The sequence below is a fragment of the Nonomuraea dietziae genome (assembly GCF_014195505.1).
GTDB classification, from domain to species: domain Bacteria; phylum Actinomycetota; class Actinomycetes; order Streptosporangiales; family Streptosporangiaceae; genus Nonomuraea; species Nonomuraea roseola.
On the sequence record NZ_JACIBV010000001.1, the window covers coordinates 4,088,889 to 4,105,800 of the forward strand.

Genomic DNA, 16,912 nt, shown 5'->3' on the forward strand with positions numbered 1-16,912 from the left:
GCACTGCGGCCTTGATACAGCCGACCGCGGCCCAGTCCCAGTTCGTGTTTCGTGCCATGTCCTTGAGATACCCATGGCTCAGCGGCGCGCCTCTGGGACGGGCTCCCGCCGCGCGGATCGAGCGCAACGCCGCCCAGGTGTGGTCGATGCCCTTGCAGGTGCGGTTGATGGCCCACCATGCAGTGTCAATGATCTCTGCCCGCGTGGTCACGTCCTGCCCGCAGCGAATGACACCGGGCGTCTTGAGCTGTCATCAGTCGGCAAGATCGCTAGTCGCCAGGAAGGTAAAAAGTCAGGTCAGACGATGTCTGGCCTGGCTGATCGAGTGTGCCCCCTGCAGGATTCGAACTTCATGACTCCGTACGACCCCGAGTTCACGGACTCGGGTTCTCGCACCTGAAGCCTCGATTCGAACTGGAGCATGACTCCTGACCGTGCGCGATGGGGCGAGTCCTGGCGGGTGGCGGTCGACCCTCCCGCCTGATGCGCGGCTCATCGCACTCTCCTGTCCTCGCAATCGGCGAAAGTCACCTCAAGACGGTCTCCCCGACGGGACAAGCCCCCACGCGACAAACGGATGAAACATGGCCAACCGCCATCAGTCTCTTGAATCTGATGATTCCCTCCCCAGAGATGCTCCGGGTAGAGATTGTCCTGATGCGCATGATGGCTTTATGCCGCGACCCAGGCGTGTCCGGTGAGCGGCGGCCGGCGCTGAACGCATGATGAACTTCCTGCTCCAACCGGGTGAGGAGTCGTCGGATGGATGCGCGTCGTACCCCCATGGCGGACGTGATGCCGCTCATCGGCCAGTTGCGTCACTATTCGGGGCGCTCGGCACGCGCTGATGTCATGACCGCCCTGTCGATGGCGGTGACCCTGCTGCCACAGGGCCTGGCCTTCGGCGCCCTGGCCGGCCTGCACCCGGCCGCCGGGCTCTACACCGCCATGGGTTCCGCGATCGTGTTCGCTCTGCTGACCGCCACGCGATTCGTCGCGGTGGGACCCTCGTCGACCATGGCGCTCCTGGCCTTCACCGCCGTGCACGACCGGGTGGGCGGTGACCCGGGCCGAGCAGCCGCGCTGACGGCGGCGCTGTCGGTACTGGTGGGCCTGTGGTGCCTGCTGGGAGCGATGCTGCGGCTGCAGGGGATCGCCGAGTTCCTGTCCTCGCCGGTGGTGCTGGGCTACCTCGCGGGCGTGGGCATCCAGATGCTGGCGGGGCAGGTGGGCCCCCTTCTGGGCATCCCGACACCGCATCCCGATCCGATCGCCAAGCTCTGGTACGTCGTCACGCACCTGCAGCAGGCCCAGCCGTTGACCGCGACGATCGGCGTGGGGGCTCTCATCACGCTCGTCCTGCTCAAGCGCTTCCTGTCGGGCGTGCCAGCCGGCCTGGTGGTCTGCCTGACGGCGATCGCGATCTCGGCCGCCGCGGGGCTGGCCGATCGGGGCATGGCCGTGGTCGGGACGGTCTCCGGCGGCCTGCCCACACCCGCCGGGCTGCCTCAGGTGAGCTGGGACGACGTGTCGGCGCTGCTGATGCCGGCTCTGGGCATGGCGTTGATCGCCTCGATCGAGACCGTCAGCGCTGTCCGGCAGACGGGCACCGAGGTCGGCGGTCGTATCGTCATGAACAGGGAAACGGCGTCCCTGGGCGCGGCGAGCATCGCCACCGGCGCGCTCGGCGGCTTTCCTCCCATGGCCAGCACCGCCCGCACCATGACGGCCCGCGCCGGCGCGCAGTCCCAGCTCTTCCAGCTCATCATCGCGGGCATCGTCATGTTCGTCCTGGTCAGCGGAGGGCCGCTGATCTCTCTGCTCCCGATGGCGGTGCTGGCGGCCATCGTCATGGCGGGCGCGCCCAGACTCATCGACGTCACCGGCTTCCTGCGGCTGTGGCACGGCTGGCGCACGGAGAGCGTGATCACGCTCGTCACCGTCATCGGCGTACTGGCCTTCGGCGTGCTCCAGGGCCTGATCGTCGCCGTGCTCCTGTCGACTGGCCAGTTGCTGCGCCGCACCGCCCGTCCACACGACGCCCTGCTCGCCGTCTACGGCGAGCACCAGAGCCCCCGCGAGATCGCCGAAGGCGCCTCGCCCCATCCAGAGATCCTCATCTACCGCGTCGACGCGCCGCTGTTCTTCGCCAACGCCCGGCGGATCAGGCAGCGGGTGCTCAGCCTGGTCACCGACACCGCGCCGCGCCCACGATGCGTGATCATGGACGCGGAGGCGGTGTTCTATCTGGACGCCACGGCCGCCGACACCCTGGCAGAGCTCACGGCCGACCTCCAGGCGCTCGGCTGCGCGCTGGTGCTGGCCCGGGCGCATGGCTCCGTCCTGTCGACCCTACGGACCAATCCCTACCACGACGGCGTCACCCAACGGCTGCACGCGTTCGCCGACGTGAGGGAGGCCTACCTCGCCATGCGGCAGGCCTGAAACCTGGCATCGAAACTCGCGTGGCCGACCTCCGCCCGTCCCCGCCTATTCGCCAGAACCACTGCCGCTGTCGGCGCGAGTACGACTCCATGACGACGGGCGCCAGCTCCCAGAAGCCGCCTCGAGACGGACGTCCGACCGGGTACCACGAAAGTGGCGCCGATCGCCCCCCGAGACGTGGCGCCGACCAGCAGCGACGCCGCGGCAAGCACGGGCGTGAACACCCATGCGAACCGCTTCCAGCGCACATGCCCGTGCTCGACCATGGCCACCCTCCGTGTCACTCCACACCGAAACGAACCAGTTTCGTCACAGAGAGCGACAGTTCCGGCATTTGTCGATCGCCGTGAGCCTCCCGACGCGTGTCAATGGAGGCGCCAGACTTCACACCGTTTCTGGAGCAGAATGCGGTAGATGTGCACAACAAGCCGACTCGTACGGTGTCACGTGTGCGCCGAGGACTGATCCGAGCTTCAGCAGGCTCATCACATGGGAAGGCCACGAGTCCGCCCGCAAGCGTGCCGTCCGTGGCCCTCCACCTGCGTCGCAGGACCTGAGCCTGCGCGACATCGCCTCGCGGCTCGTCATGACCGGGCCAGGGTCCGAATGGCGTCAGCCGGCCTTGGTGATCGGGGGCGGCGCCCACGTGCCGTCCACGACGCTTTCCTCCGGCCAGTACATGCGCAGGATGAGGTTGAACCCCTCGGCCGGGGCGGGCAGCCAGTTGTCCTGCTTGTCGGCGGGGGCATCGTGCTGGATGTAGAGATCCACTGACCCGTCTGGATTGGCGACTGGTTTCGCGACGTGACCGATCTCGTACCGGTTGATCGGATTGTCGACCAGGAAACCGGTGGGGTCGTACATCGTCAGCGACCAGAACGCCTTGGCCGGCGGCAGCTGGCCGGCAGGGAAGTGGATGGTGTAGGTGTTCGCGCCGTTGAGCGGCTGGCCCTGGCCGTCGACGAAGGCGATCGGGTAGATGGCGTCTTGGGGCAGGTTCGCGCCGAGTCCTTGCCATGCGGTGGCGGCGCGCCGCAGGTAGTCGGTGCCGTAGCTGCCCATGTTGGTGGCGACTCGCCAGCCGTTGACGTCTTGGCCTATCGCGGCGACGGCGGCCTTGATCCGCTCCTGGGCCGCGGGGACCGCTGCGTGCAGGGCCTGCGCGGTGGCCGAATCGACGGCGTCGATGTCGAAGGGCTGTCCCGGCTGGATGTTCAGCTGGGCGAGCGTGGCCGCCATGGGCTTGTCCGCGGCTGCCGGGGCGTTGGTCCGCATCGCGGCGGCCATCTGGGAGAAGAACGTCTGGGCATCCATCTGCTCCACCAGCGTCGGCGGTGGCGTCATCGGGATGCCGGGATCGACTTTGCCGGGCGGGCGCGTATAGGTGCCGCGTCCGTAGGCGCTGAGCGGTTGAAGGGTGTACTGGTCCACGAGCTCTTGCACGGCGGGCAGGTCGGAGGGGCCGTCGAGTTGGGTGCGGCCGATGATCCAGACCGTGTCGGTCGGGGACTTGAGCTGTTCGACGCCGCCCGGCAGCGTCCCGTTCCAGTTCGGGCCGGTGATGGCGAAGTCGCCCTCGCCGGTGCCGGTGGTCCGTGTCCCGGGTGAGGCGAATACGTTGGTCCAGGCGTCCAGCATCGGCATGAGGTAGTACCGGCCCTGGGTGTCCGGCAGGTGCAGCACCATGGGTTCCTGGGCCAGATCCAGCCACGCGACCGTGTAGAGGGTGTCGAGGTTGGGCGAGACGACCAGCTTGAAACCGGGGTCAGGCAGGGCGTTCGCCTGCGCGAGCTGGTTGATCGGCGCCTTGAGGGCGGCCGGATCGGGTGCCTCGACGTTGGTCGAGGAATGTCTGGTGGCCTCCATCAGCACCAGTGGGTAACCGTAGATGTATGCCTGGACGGCGTTCTCGTGGACATCCTCGTTCGCGGCTTCCATGGCGCTCCTTCCAGAAGGGGGGAGGCTTGGTTACGCATCGCCCATCAGTCTCTAGTCCACGTAAGAGACGTAGAAGCATCAAGGCGTAAATATCAGCCAAGGGATCGTTCACCGGGGCCACCCTGTCTGGGTATTCGGGTGCTCACGCCGACCTCCGCGACTTCGAGGCGGGAACGGCATCGATCGAGTGATCGCGAACGTCGATGGAGTCGAGGTGGGCCGCCGGCGGCCCCCCGCTTCGCGCGAGCCAGGGCAGGGACGGATGTGCAGGGCCGGAAGGCACAGCCGGACACCAGCCATGACCAGAGATCGCTAGGCGAAACCCAACTCCTCGCGGGCTGCCTCTATGACCGGGATACGTCCTTCCTCCAGGAACTCCCGTACAGACACACCCTCCGGGACATCTCGACACGTGGCAGCCATCAGGCGTTCGGAGAATGCGTAGGTAGCGCGCCTCAAGGTGAGGCTTCCTGCAATCTCTATGACCCTCTGGCGCAGCCACATCTGGTCGATCTTCGCTTGGACGTCGTCGGGCAGCTCGCGTCCGAGGTGGCGCTGCGTTGCGATCGTCGCCACTTGTTGACTGACGTCCAGGAACTCCAAGATCGCATGCTTGCGTTCCTCCCGGAAGGCGGCTTCGGCAGCAGCCTTGGCCTCCCTCTTTGTTTCTCTCGTGGCCACCAACTGGCCGAGGAGAGTGGCGGCGGTTCCGAGGAGGACACCACCCAGAGGCAGCAGCGCTTGCAGATCGGCAGGCATGGCGGGACTCCTTTTCGATCTCTTGTGCCGAGGGCGGACGGCTCCTCGCGCCGTACCGGTGTCACCGCCAAGGGCTCGAACAGCAGCGTAAACCGCGTCCGACCTGCACCCCAAGCTCTCTCGCACGCCGTCCGGCATTGCCTGTGTGACTCCCAGCGACAGGCGCGCATCGCCTTCGCGAAGGGTCTCTTCGCGTTGTCACATGAGAGCGGAAAATCATGCCATTTCGCCTCCAGTTGAGAATGCGTCCATGCGACGGTGCAGGTGGAGGTGGTTGTGATGACCACGATGCCGAAAGCGTTCGCGCAGGCCGCGAAGAGACACGGCGTACCGGAGAGCATCCTGCTCGCCGTGTCCTACATGGAGTCGCGCTGGGACTGCAACGGTGGCAGGCCCAGCACGGCTGCCGGATTCGGCCCCATGCACCTGACCGACGGCGTCGCGCCGAGCAAGTCGCGGCACCACCACATCGACGGGGACGAGGACCCGCGCGGCGACGACTCCCGCCCCCCGCTGCATCCCACCGAGCCGGCGGAGTTGCAGAACGGCTTTCCCGCGTCCCTGCACACCCTGGAGCGTGCCGCCGAGCTGACCGGGGAGAGCCTCGAGCGCCTGCGTAAGGACCCGGCGGCCAACATCGACGGCGGCGCGGCGCTGCTCGCCGACTACCAGCAGGCCCTGGGCGCCCCGCCGAGCGCCGACCCCGCCGACTGGTACGGCGCGGTGGCGCGCTACTCGGGCGCTTCGGCCGAGGAGATCGCGGCGGACTTCGCCGACATGGTGTACGAGGTCATCCACGAGGGCGCCACCCGAATGACCGACACCGGTGTGGAGGTGACACTGTCGCCCTCTCCTGAGGTGCACCCGTCCCGCTCCTGGCTGACCCGGCTGGACCTGCCCCACCTGGCCCGCGCCGACGCCGTGGAGTGCCCCGACTCGATCTGCTGCGAGTGGATTCCGGCGCTCTACAGGAGACTGCCAGAGGGCAAGTACGGCAACCACGACATCGCCGACCGCCCCACCAGCCAGACGATCCAGTACATCGTCATCCACGACACCGAGGAGCTGTACGACAAGACGCTCAAGCTCGTACAGGACCCGTCGGAGATGAGCTGGCACTACACGCTGCGCTCGCGTGACGGTCACCTCGCCCAGCATGTGCTCACAAAGGACGTGGCCTGGCACGCCGGCAACTGGTACGTCAACACCAAGGCGATCGGCCTGGAGCACGAGGGCTTCCTCGCCGCCGGCGGCACCTGGTACACCGAGGCGATGTACCGCACGTCCGCCAGGCTGGTGCGTTACCTGGCCGACAGGTTCGGCGTCCCGCTGGACCGCGCCCATATCATCGGCCATGACAACGTGCCCGGCTTGGTGCCGGCCAAGGTGGAGAAGATGCACGAGGACCCGGGACCGTACTGGGACTGGGCCCACTTCTTCGACCTGATGGGTGCTCCTCTGCGCCCCGACGGCGATTCCGGCACGGCCACGGTCATGATCCTGCCCGACTATGGCCGCAACCGTCCGCACTACATCGGCTGCGACGAGGACCATCCCGAGGCCACCTGCCCGCCGCACGGGTCGGCCTCGGTCTGGCTGCACACCGAGCCGCGCGAGGAGTCGCCCCTCGTGAAGGACATCGGCAAGCACCCGGCGGGTGAGTCCACCTTCAGCGTGTACGATCACGCCGCCCGCGCCGTCACCGGCCAGCGCTACGTCGTCGCCGAGCGACAGGGCGACTGGACGGCCATCTGGTACCTGGGCCAGAAGGCATGGTTCCACAACCCAGGCTCCGATCCCGTGGCCGTACCCAGCCGTACCCTGATCGCGACGCCCCGTCCGGGCCTGACGTCGGTTCCCGTGTACGGCCGCGCGTACCCGGAGCCGGCGGCGTACCCGGCGGACGTGGAGGTGCAGCCGCTGGTCCCGCTGCAGTACACGTTCCCTGCCGGACAGTCGTACACGGTCGGCCTGACCACGACCGGCGAGTTCTACAAGGCGACGACCTTCGACACCACGCTGCATCGCGTGGTCCGCGGTACCCAGAAGTACCACCAGATCCAGTTCGGCCACCGCGTCATGTTCGTCAAAAGCGAGGACGTCGTGGTGACCGAGGCGTGAGCGTCGCCGTAGTGCTGTTCCACGGCGACCACGACGTAGCCAAGATCGATAAGCGGCTGGTAGGTGATCATGGGTATACGCTTGCCGAGTCGATCACACACCGCGACCAGTCCGGCTCGCCGCGGGAACCGAGCTCGTCCAGGATGACCCGATACAGCTTGGCCCACACCCGGGCTCTGCTCCAGTCGGTGAAGCGGCGATGGACCGTCTGCCAGGAAGCGCCGAAGCCCGGTGGCAGCTGCCGCCACGTGCAGCCTGTAGTGGCCACGAACATGATGGGCGGCCAGGATCAGGCGATCATCGGCTCGCCGGCGGCCACCAGCCTGCGGCCGCTTCGCAGGCGGCGGCATCACGCGCTGAAACAGCTCCCACAACTCGTCAGGAACCAGCTGATCTAGGAACGCTTCCGTGATCGTTCCAACGAGTAATCAGCAATCAAGACACGGTCTAACGAGATGGACACCAGCTGGGCGCATGCCCCGCATGGAGCGGCGGAGGCTGCGGAGCACACTGCGCGACCGAGCACCCGATGGCAGGTGTCCGTCCTAACTTTCCCCTGGGCGGGGTCGACGGTTTGACCCGGATTCTGTCGAGATTTTGTGGCGGCAGTTGGAGTGACGTGCGACATTGGGCGGGCATGCGCAGCTTGCGAGCGCGGTCCGCACCGCGATCAGCCAGCGCCGCCCGCCGGTGAAGGTCCTTTTCCAGCCCGTACGGCACGCACGAGCAAGCTCACTGCGAGGGCGACGTGCCACAGCGCGTAGCCCAGTGCGCTGATGGCGTCCCAATGGGTAATGTCGGTCCAGCTGACACCGCGGTTTTCTATCGCGAACCAGAGCACATACGTCGCCGTTGAGACTAGCCCGGTCAAGGTGCCCAGCACCGCGGGGACCCAGCCCGCTCGCCAGGCCAGCAATGCCGTGAGCACGACCAGCAGCCCCTGGACTGCGGAGACGGCGATCACTGCCTGCTGGTTGAATCCTGCCACCATGGTGATCGACACCGTCACGCTCACGAGAGCTGTCAGCAGGATGGTGATGGTGGCGGCGAGGCTTGTTCGCCGGAGGGCGACGGCGAGGGTGACCAATGCCGCTACCAGGGTGACGTCGCTGACCACCCACACCGCCTGCATGATCTCCCGCAGATCCTTCCTGCCCCAGATGAGGATGATGATGGTCAGGATCAGGATGAAGAAACCGGACAAGATGGTCAGGACTAGCGCGGTGGTCGCCTGTGGCACTCCCGTCTTCGGCTTGGCTGGGCGAGCGTGCGGGTGCATAGGCGGTGCCCCCCAACCCGGCTGCTGGGCTCCAGGCAGGGGCCGACCCCAGCCAGCCTGCTGCCCACCAGAACCCCAGCCTGGCTGCTGCCCCCCGGAATGGCCAGGCGGACCCCAGTGGGCCCCGACCCCATGCACGGCCACGGCCGGACGAACGGTGTGCTGGTCGGAGTCGGGCAGCAGCAGGGTCGCGGGCGGTGGCCCTGACAGCAGGGTGGGCTGTTCGGCCAACGCAGCCGGAAGCTCCTCCCCGGTAATCCGCCGCAGCAGGTTAGCGGCACTAGGTCGGGACGCGGGGTTCTTGGCCAGACAGGCAGTCAGCATCGGCCGCAGTTCATCGGGCACAGCGGACAGATCCGGCTCCCGAGTCATAATCGCATGCATAACCGCCGGAAAAGTATCCCCACGAAACGCCTGCTGCCCACTGGCCGCGTAGATCATCGTCGTGGCCCAGCTGAACATGTCCATCGCCGAAGCGGGCGAACTCCCCTCGAACTGCTCCGGCGCCATGAACGCAGGAGTCCCCATAACGCTGTGCGTGGCACTACGATCCAACGCCCGAGCGATCCCGAAATCGATCACCACCGGCCCCTCGGGACCCAAGATCACATTGCTCGGCTTGAAGTCCCGATGCACGATCCCAGCCCGATGAATCGCCGCCAACGCGGTCAACGTCGTCACGGCAAGCCGCTCCAACCCACTCCCCGACCGCGGCCCCTCCTTCCGGACCAGCTCATCCAGCGAAGGCCCCGGAATGTGCTCACTAACGATGTACGGCCGCTCATCCGCGATCCCGACATCCAACACCCGCGCCGTACAGAACGGAGCCACCCGTCGCGCCGACTCGGCCTCCTGCAGAAACCGCTGGCGCGCGTTGTCATCAGCCAGCGCCTCAATATGTAAGGCCTTAACCGCCACCTGCTGCCCAGTAGGCCCCTGTCCGAGATAGACAGTGCCCTGGCCACCCCGGCCCAGCACACCCGTCAACCGATACTCGCCAAGTTGTCCGGGATCTCCCGGTGTGAGGGCTTGCACAAGATCCGACCCTATATGTTGACCTTCTGGCGGGCCGACTACAAGAACTGCTGACCTCAGACATGAATAGAGCGCCCGCCCTCCCCAAAGGAGAGCGGGCGCTTCCCATATCACCAGGCAGGCTGGTTCGCCTGCCCGGCATGGCAGTGGATCACTGACCGTTGAGCTCGGGACAGCCTGGCGGCTCTACGCGCTCGATGCCGATCGGAGCTCTTAGACCAGTTTTGATGTCAGCGCTGTAGCCGCCGTTAGGGATCAACGTGGGGGTTGGATCTGGCCGCGCTGAAGGGTACTTCTCGTTCCATGAGTCGAGGAAGTCCTGCTCTATGGCAGCGATCTGTGCGTCACTGAGAGGCTCCATCGTGCAGTTCATGCCCTGTCGTTCAGCGTCGCCGGCCAGCGTCAGCGACGCCAGCGCCAGAGAAGCCAGAAGGATCGTTGAACGCCGCCTAATCACCTTCTAGTCCCCGCTGCTGATCGACCATCCGTGAAGCAGGGCAATCATGGAGGATCCCCATCGCGGATCGATAACGCCTTCCGAACTGAGATCTTGGCTGACCATCGGGGCCGTCGATCTCCAGCGGCTCACTTTCACGAGCGGACACCAATGATCGAAGGATTTCAGCAGGGATCACTGGCTGACAGCTGCCGAGAGCCTGCCTTTCGGCATGAGCGCGAGCGCCCGTCTCGCGAGAGTATCGGCCGAAGGAGAATATTCGGCGTTGAGTATGCAGCCGGGACTGGCTCGCCAGGATGACATGGGCGCATTGATGATCTCTGCCCGCGTCCTGCCCGCAACGAATGACATCGGGAGTCTTGAGCTGTCATCAGGCGGCAAGATCGCATAGTCGCCAGGAGAAGCAAAAAGCCAGGTCAGACGATGTCTGGCCTGGCTGGTCGAGGGTGCCCCCTGTAGGATTCGAACCTACGCACCCGGCTCCGGAGAGGGTTGCTTCTTAAGGTAGGCCAACTTTGTGACCTGGGAATATGTTCCACTCCGTCGCCGGACTTCGGACCCGGTCCACAATGGGTCCACGATCAAGGCCGTAACGGCTTCTCCTGCACGGCTCCAGGCATCCCAGCCAGTGGCATCAAGCTGTCTCCCAACGACGCTCCAGAGCCGCCTCAACCGCTCAACCTATCCGTAACGGTCCAACACAGCACGCCGCTCAACGCGTCGTCCCCCAAGGCAGCGCCCTGCGCTTGTACGCAATCGACCTTGAGGGACGACACTGAACCGCTCTGCGATGAAGCTCCCCGCTCTACATGCCTTGCTGGTCGCGCCACCACCAGTTGACGATCGCAATGGCGGTTCGAATCACGACCTGGATCCACATCGGATTGATCTTCCAGTCTCGATCCTTGCGCATGAGAAGCCCTCCCTCTTGGTGGAGATCCCGACGCGTCCCGAGGTCGCGCCGCCGTCGATCTCCTGATGTAGCGAGCCTCGTGCCACCACGACCGCACTTGACGATCTCGAACAAACAAGTCCATGTATTTACAGCACAACCCCATCTACCAGCCAGATCACCGGCGACGCAGGTTGATCCATTACAGTTGCTTACAGGAATCGCGATTCAAGCAACGCAGGGTGACGCCATATGCCATCGCTCAAAAAGGCACCTTTGCCGCCAGGACCAACCAAGACTTTTTTTGATAACCTACATGAACTTCACCTAAGGGCGGGCCAGCCAAGCACAAGAAAGATGGAAAGCGTCATCGGGAAAGGCGTTCTTTCGCATACAACTATCCATAAGACTTTCGCCGGAGATAAGGTCCCAGAGTGGGGACCAGTAGAACTAATAGTCGAATGCCTGGCAAGTATGTGTGGAGATGTGCCAGATAAGACGACGTCGCGATTCAGAACGCTGTGGATTCAAGCCCGAGCCGGTCATGACAGTGATCTATATTTAGATGAGTCTATGCAGAAGGACGGCGAGACCACAGAGGAACCCGCAAGAGGGAAGCCGTCGGAATTTGGATCCGTCCCAACGCACTTTCGTCGCCTCGACGCAACCATAGGCGGCTTAAAGCCTGGCTCGTTGATAGCTATTATGAGCACGCCCTCTGAAGGTAAAAGCTGCCTGATTGTCGATTTAGCTAGAGCGGCATCAATGGCTGGCGTTGGAACGCTTCTATTTAGCTCTGAGATGTCTCGCGGAGAATATACGCTCAGAATGCTAGCATCGGAAGCACTCGTTGACATCACCAGTTTAAGGACTGGGCAACTAAGCGACGAAGCATGGGCGCGCCTTGCTCGACGAATGTCCGAAGTTGCTGACGCACCTATGTATATTGACGCCCCTACCAATAAGTCCTGTAATCAACTTATCGACGCCGTAAAGCGCAGCACAGAAAGACATAACATTGGACTAGTGCTTATCGACGGGCTTGGACTGCTAATTTCGCAAGAACATGCACAGTCGGGTGGCCAGCATGACGCAGGCAGCGCCCTAACCTCTCTAAAGACTCTCTCGACGCAACTCAACTTGCCTGTTGTGGTCACTGTAACTACAGAATATCCCCACGACGATCGCTACCACCTAGATCCCCCCACGAGCTGGGGGTTGCAACGAGCCGCCCGGCTGAGCGAATTGCGATACGGTCGTGAGATTTTTGAGATCGCCGACTTGGTTATCGCGATATATCGGCCAGACCACCGCGAGCCAGAAAGCCCTCGCGCAATGGAGGCCGACCTAGTTATCGCCAAGAATCGCTACGGGCCAACCGGCATTTCGACCGTGATTTTCCAGAATCAATTCATGCGCTTTACTAATATGCCGCCGATACCCACGGACAACCCGCCGTCCCTGCCCGCCTAATCTTTCATACTCGTCAGACTGACAGAGGAAGCATTCCTTCGCTCGGTTAGTGCGCTTGTATAAGAGGGACAACCAACTCTTCCATGCTGGTCACCACGAGCTCAGCGCCAGCATTGGCAAGTCGCTCAGCCTTTCCGGGCCGGTTTGCGTAGCCGACGGCAACGACCCCTGCATGTTTGCATGCCTCGACGTCAGTCACTGAGTCTCCAACCAGCAGGGCGAACGACGGATCGGCGGCCAGATGAATGAGCGCCTGGTCAAGGAGATGAGGATTCGGCTTCATGAGCGAGGGATCAGCTGTTGAGCGTGCCGAGACGTAGGCCACTCGGTCAGTGAGTCCACCCCGAGCGAGGAACGCCGTCACGGCAGCCACCGAGTTGTTGCTGACGATCCCCACGATCAGTCCCCTGTCGCGCGCCCGTTCTATGAGGTCCACCGCCCCTGGTGTCGGCCGCGCTGTACGGACCGCCTTCACCTCCAATTCGGTGAGTGTCCGCAGGGCAAGGCGGTTCAACTCGCTACCGAGAGATGCACTGAACCGGAATACCTCCAAGGGGTCATCCGTCGCACGCACGGCAGGCGAGAGCACGGCGCCAGCCTGTTCCAAAGTGGCGCGAAGACTGGCCGCGACCGTCCGCGCCGGCAGTCCCGCGAAGATGTCGCACACGGGACCATCGAAGTCGAGGAGCAGGTATTGCACCTTGCCCATAACGGCCTGCACGGCTTCCGGCCCCGAGCGCGCCGTCACGGCAACTCCCGAGCCACGTTGTCCCACACCGCGTCGAACCATGCGGACGACTGCTGCACGAACTGGGCTGACGTCGAATCCGGCCCATCGCTCACCGCGAAGTGGAACAGCTCGGTGTCCTTGCCCATCAGGTCAAACATCTCGACTGGCACCCCACCCAGGGCTACGACATGCTCCGCGACAGCGTAGTAGCCGAAGAACGCCTCTTCTTTGTTGATGACATACAGCTTGAAGCGTGGCGGTTCCCCGCTGATCCGTACCTGAGCCGACGCCTGCGCCACCAGGCCCAGGTCTCGAAGCTCGTGAACGGATTCCACGATGGCCTGAGCATGCCGTGCCGTGATCTTTTCGGCTCGATCCCGGAACAACGGCTCATCCTGTCCGTTGTCCACCCGGCACGGGAGAGACCAAGGGCGGCCTGTGTCTGGCAGAAGGAGCCGGATGGAGATGCGCTCAGGGATCAAGCGGCCAGCTCGGATGCTGTCGAGCGCTTCCTGCACTGCACCGTGCAGCGTCTCCCCGGAGAATCCGGCGAAGTCAATAGAGACCTCAGACCGCTTGAACGCCTCCTCAACGTGAGGGCGCAGGCCCACGGGGCGTGCGGTCTTCTCTCGGACGAACACGCCGCTCCCCTGTCGGGAGACGATCAGACCCTCTTCCCGGAGTTCCCGGATGGCCTGCTGGATCGTCTGCCGTGCCACACCGAAAGTCTTGGCGAGCTCCGGACCTGAAGGAAGCTTCTCCCCTGGCGCAAACTTCCTGGTCAGGATGGCCGCTCTGAGCTGCGTAGCTACCTGGAGATAGGGCGGACGAGGGTCATCCGGGTCGAGTCTCATGCCCCCAATGCTATCCATGCCTGAACAACATTCCTAGGCAAGTCTTGACATGACTAGCCAAGCCATTCAACATGATGCTTGTACAACCTGCCTAGCCAAGCTGGTCAGCTGGTGGGGCGGTGGGAGGACTGGCCTCCAAGCACGTCAGCAAGGAAGGGACCTCACGCGATGATCCAGCCAACCAAGGCCAGCCGCTTCCTCCCGACACTGCTCGCAATCGGTGCCGTGTTCTTCATCGTTCGCGACCCCGTCAAGGCCGCCACCGTCGCCACCAGCGCGATGGATGGACTCCTGAAGGTCGCCGAGTCCTTCGCCACCTTCGCCTCGAACCTCGGCTAGATATCCGCTCAGCCCGCAGCACCCCGCACAGCCAGAAAGACCCCTAGGAAGGCGGCCACCAGGCCGCGCGCCGCCAGGCTGTCGCACTTGATCACTTGAGAACTAAATCCGGGCTACCGCCTCCCACCGAAAAGGCGACCCCGCGCGGCGAAGCTCCGCGCCTATCTCGTTCGCGACGCCCAGCACGCGGTTGGGGATCACGACGAACTCCAAGCCAAGACCAACGCCATGTGGCCCCGGAGACCAGCCGCTACCAACGAAACGGTCCCCGGGGCTCCTCAAAGAGGAGATTTCACCATGCCACGTCAGACCACGGTCCACCACATCTCGCTCCACGCCAGCTGGCCGGACGGAGAGCCGCAGACCGTACGAGACGCCTACGACGCGCTTCTAGAGGAGCAGCGTCAGTCCGCGAAGGACCAGAAGCGGTGAGCGCCAAAACCAAGCCGCCATCGCCATGGCTTCCCCCAGGCACCCCAACGACCTGGGTGTGCCAGTGCGGGGGGATCAATCCCCGTTCCGAAACGACCTGCCAGAGGTGCAAGCGATGACCCGCCCCGACGTTCCGTTCTTCCCGCTCGCGGCTGACGCGCTGAATCTGGCCGACGCGTGGAGCGTGCTCGCCGAGTCCGGCGAGTGCCGTTTCGACCCTGACCTTCACGCCGGCCCCGACCGACCGGAGTCCGAGCACGAGCGCGCCGCTCGGCTGCACGTGGCGCGCGAGCTGTGCGGTTCCTGCCCGGTGCGGGCACTGTGCCTGCGCTTCGCTCTGCAGGTCCGTCCCAAGGCCGGCGTCTGGGCGGCGTTCACCGCTGAGGAGATCGGCGAGCTGGCCCATGACCTCGCCGCGTTCGCGGAGGTGGCCTGATGGTCACCCTTTCCGTGAACAACGTCTTCCATCTGCTGTGGCCGTGGCTGGCTTTCTTCGCCGCCCTCGCCCTCGCCTCGCTGTGGTGGGGGCGCTGATGTCCCGCATCCGTGCAGCCTTCTGGGATCCGACCGGCAAGCGCTACGGCATCCCCACCTACCCCTGGCGGATGTCCCCGCCGCACCTGCTTACCATTCGCCAGCTGGCCGCCGAGGGGCTTCGACCCGGAGGGCAGGGCGTACAGGCTCAGGTGCTGTGGCGCTCACGCCGGCACAGCGCGCCCGGTGTCCGCGCTGCCTACCTCTACGACATCCGCTTCGCCCTGCCGAAACGAGCAGCCACGCCCTGCCAGCTCGCCGCGCTGGTCAAGGCCAACGCCGCCCGCCGTACCTGCCCTGACTGCCTTCGTGACGTCGGCTACGTGCTGCCGCGCCACCTCGGCACCTGCCTGGACTGCGCGGCCCACGAGGCCGTCGCCTGACCTGTGAGGAGATCCGACTCCATGCTTTCCATCCGCCTGTCCGGCACGCCCGCCGAGGTCGCCGACGCCGTGCTGACCCTACGCGAGGCGTTCCCCATCACCGCCATCAAGGGCCTGTGTTCGGCGATCCCGGCTCAGTCCAGCGTCCGCGTCTACGTGGAGGTCGGCGATGACTGACCGCGCTCCGACTCCCACCGCGCCGCGCCCGCTGACCGAGGGCGAGCACACCGCCGTTGCCGTGACCGCCGGCGTGACCGGCGTGCTGGGCATGCTCGGCTTCGTCAACAGCTTCGACCGCGTCGCCGACGCCGCCGAATCGTCGTTCGGCTGGTTCGCCTGGACCGTGCCGCTCGGCATCGACCTCGGCATCGCCGTCTTCTCCGCGCTGGATATCGTGCTGGCCCGCCTCGGCATGCGCCTTCGCTGGCTGCGGTTGATCCCTTGGGCGCTGACCGCCGCGACGGTCTACCTCAACGTGGCCGACTACCTCAAGGCCGACCCCGTCGACTGGTTCGCGGTGGTGGCTCACGCGCTGCTGCCGCTGCTGTGGGTCGCCGCCGTGGAGGTCGGCGCGCACGTCATCCGCAAGCGCGCCGACCTGGTCAAGCCCGACCGGATGGACGGCATCCGCCGCTCGCGATGGCTGCTGGCCCCGCTGCCCACGTTCGCCCTGTGGCGGCGCATGGTGCTGTGGGAGGTCCGCAGTTATCCCGAGGCGCTGGGACACGAGCGTGACCGCATCCTGGCCCGCACTGACCTACAGGACCGCTACGGCAAGCTGTGGCGATTCAAGGCCACCCGCCGCGAGTGCGCCCTGTACCGCCTCGGCGAACTGGCCCCCGCCGACGCGCCCATCCGCGCCGAGGCCGTCCGGCTCACCCCGCCCGCGCCGCCGCCCTCCGAACTGCCGCCCGCCCCGCGCAAGCGCCCTACGACAAGCGGTAAGCGAACCCGGCTGGCGAAGCGCCCCACGGCGCCGGACGTGGACGACCTGATGCCCCTCGGCTGGCAGATCGCCGCCCACCTCAAAGCTAACGGCCTCACGCTCACCCGTGACCGGCTACTGACCGCCGTCCGCGACACCGGACAGTCCATCTCCTCCGACCGCGCCTCGGCGCTGCTGGCCCGGCTCAAGACCGAAGCACCCATCGACCCCGCAGGGGCCGTACCGGCTCAGCGCCAGCCGGAAAGCGAGGCCGCGTGACGCACAGCCCGGATCATCCTCTCGGACCGTCCGCCCG

14 protein-coding genes and 1 pseudogene are annotated in these 16,912 nt (G+C 65.2%); 9 read left to right on the forward strand and 6 right to left on the reverse strand.

The genetic code is table 11. The features are described 5' to 3' along the window. Positions 1 to 762 precede the first annotated feature (762 nt). A complete protein-coding gene (locus tag FHR33_RS19380; protein WP_183649622.1) occupies positions 763 to 2,445 on the forward strand; it encodes a SulP family inorganic anion transporter in 1,683 nt (560 codons plus the stop codon). 612 nt (positions 2,446 to 3,057) lie between these two features. Here FHR33_RS19380 and FHR33_RS19385 read toward each other — a convergent pair. Together FHR33_RS19385 and FHR33_RS19390 are read right to left on the reverse strand one after the other, a co-directional pair. Further along, positions 3,058 to 4,383 (reverse strand): DUF1254 domain-containing protein, encoded by a 1,326-nt coding sequence (locus tag FHR33_RS19385; protein WP_183649626.1) that lies wholly within the window; start codon positions 4,381 to 4,383, stop codon positions 3,058 to 3,060. Between the two features lie 312 nt (positions 4,384 to 4,695). Continuing rightward, complete coding sequence (locus tag FHR33_RS19390) at positions 4,696 to 5,142, reverse strand: hypothetical protein (protein ID WP_183649629.1); 447 nt, start codon at positions 5,140 to 5,142, stop codon at positions 4,696 to 4,698. A 279-nt stretch (positions 5,143 to 5,421) separates the two neighbouring features. Here FHR33_RS19390 and FHR33_RS19395 point away from each other — a divergent pair, with 279 nt between their 5' ends. Next, positions 5,422 to 7,263: an N-acetylmuramoyl-L-alanine amidase gene (locus FHR33_RS19395; protein WP_183649632.1), complete on the forward strand. Its 1,842-nt coding sequence runs from the start codon at positions 5,422 to 5,424 to the stop codon at positions 7,261 to 7,263. A 76-nt stretch (positions 7,264 to 7,339) separates the two neighbouring features. On the opposite strand, the pseudogene FHR33_RS19400 reads toward FHR33_RS19395, so the two are convergent. Together FHR33_RS19400 and FHR33_RS19405 are read right to left on the reverse strand one after the other, a co-directional pair. Further along, a pseudogene (locus tag FHR33_RS19400) lies at positions 7,340 to 7,613 on the reverse strand (transposase); the annotation flags it as partial. A gap of 320 nt (positions 7,614 to 7,933) precedes the next feature. Next, on the reverse strand, positions 7,934 to 9,691 hold the full coding sequence (locus FHR33_RS19405; RefSeq protein ID WP_312895616.1) for a protein kinase domain-containing protein: 1,758 nt from the start codon (positions 9,689 to 9,691) through the stop codon (positions 7,934 to 7,936). A 1,808-nt stretch (positions 9,692 to 11,499) separates the two neighbouring features. On the opposite strand from FHR33_RS19405, the gene FHR33_RS19410 reads away from it, so the two are divergent. Further along, positions 11,500 to 12,399 (forward strand): DnaB-like helicase C-terminal domain-containing protein, encoded by a 900-nt coding sequence (locus FHR33_RS19410; RefSeq protein WP_183649640.1) that lies wholly within the window; start codon positions 11,500 to 11,502, stop codon positions 12,397 to 12,399. 46 nt (positions 12,400 to 12,445) lie between these two features. Here FHR33_RS19410 and FHR33_RS19415 read toward each other — a convergent pair whose 3' ends face one another. Beyond that, complete coding sequence (locus FHR33_RS19415; RefSeq protein ID WP_183649642.1) at positions 12,446 to 13,147, reverse strand: HAD family hydrolase; 702 nt, start codon at positions 13,145 to 13,147, stop codon at positions 12,446 to 12,448. Then, positions 13,144 to 13,983 carry a GntR family transcriptional regulator gene (locus FHR33_RS19420; protein ID WP_183649644.1) on the reverse strand — a complete coding sequence of 280 codons (840 nt, stop codon included), beginning with the start codon at positions 13,981 to 13,983 and terminating at the stop codon, positions 13,144 to 13,146. Before FHR33_RS19420 ends, FHR33_RS19415 begins: the two co-directional genes overlap by 4 nt. A 168-nt stretch (positions 13,984 to 14,151) precedes the next feature. Here FHR33_RS19420 and FHR33_RS19425 point away from each other — a divergent pair, with 168 nt between their 5' ends. From FHR33_RS19425 to FHR33_RS19445, 6 genes are all read left to right on the forward strand, one after another. Continuing rightward, positions 14,152 to 14,322 (forward strand): hypothetical protein, encoded by a 171-nt coding sequence (locus tag FHR33_RS19425; RefSeq protein ID WP_183649646.1) that lies wholly within the window; start codon positions 14,152 to 14,154, stop codon positions 14,320 to 14,322. Between the two features lie 297 nt (positions 14,323 to 14,619). After that, a complete protein-coding gene (locus tag FHR33_RS51775; protein WP_281388168.1) occupies positions 14,620 to 14,754 on the forward strand; it encodes a hypothetical protein in 135 nt (44 codons plus the stop codon). 115 nt (positions 14,755 to 14,869) lie between these two features. Beyond that, complete coding sequence (locus tag FHR33_RS19430) at positions 14,870 to 15,190, forward strand: WhiB family transcriptional regulator (protein ID WP_183649648.1); 321 nt, start codon at positions 14,870 to 14,872, stop codon at positions 15,188 to 15,190. Positions 15,191 to 15,287: 97 nt separating this feature from the next. Then, the gene (locus FHR33_RS19435) at positions 15,288 to 15,671 is read left to right on the forward strand and encodes an RRQRL motif-containing zinc-binding protein (protein WP_183649650.1); all 384 of its coding nucleotides are present in this window, start codon (positions 15,288 to 15,290) and stop codon (positions 15,669 to 15,671) included. A gap of 21 nt (positions 15,672 to 15,692) precedes the next feature. Continuing rightward, the gene (locus FHR33_RS19440; protein ID WP_183649653.1) at positions 15,693 to 15,848 is read left to right on the forward strand and encodes a hypothetical protein; all 156 of its coding nucleotides are present in this window, start codon (positions 15,693 to 15,695) and stop codon (positions 15,846 to 15,848) included. Beyond that, complete coding sequence (locus tag FHR33_RS19445; RefSeq protein ID WP_183649657.1) at positions 15,841 to 16,875, forward strand: DUF2637 domain-containing protein; 1,035 nt, start codon at positions 15,841 to 15,843, stop codon at positions 16,873 to 16,875. The genes FHR33_RS19440 and FHR33_RS19445 overlap by 8 nt, the downstream gene beginning before the upstream one ends. The last annotated feature ends 37 nt before the right edge of the window (positions 16,876 to 16,912 follow it).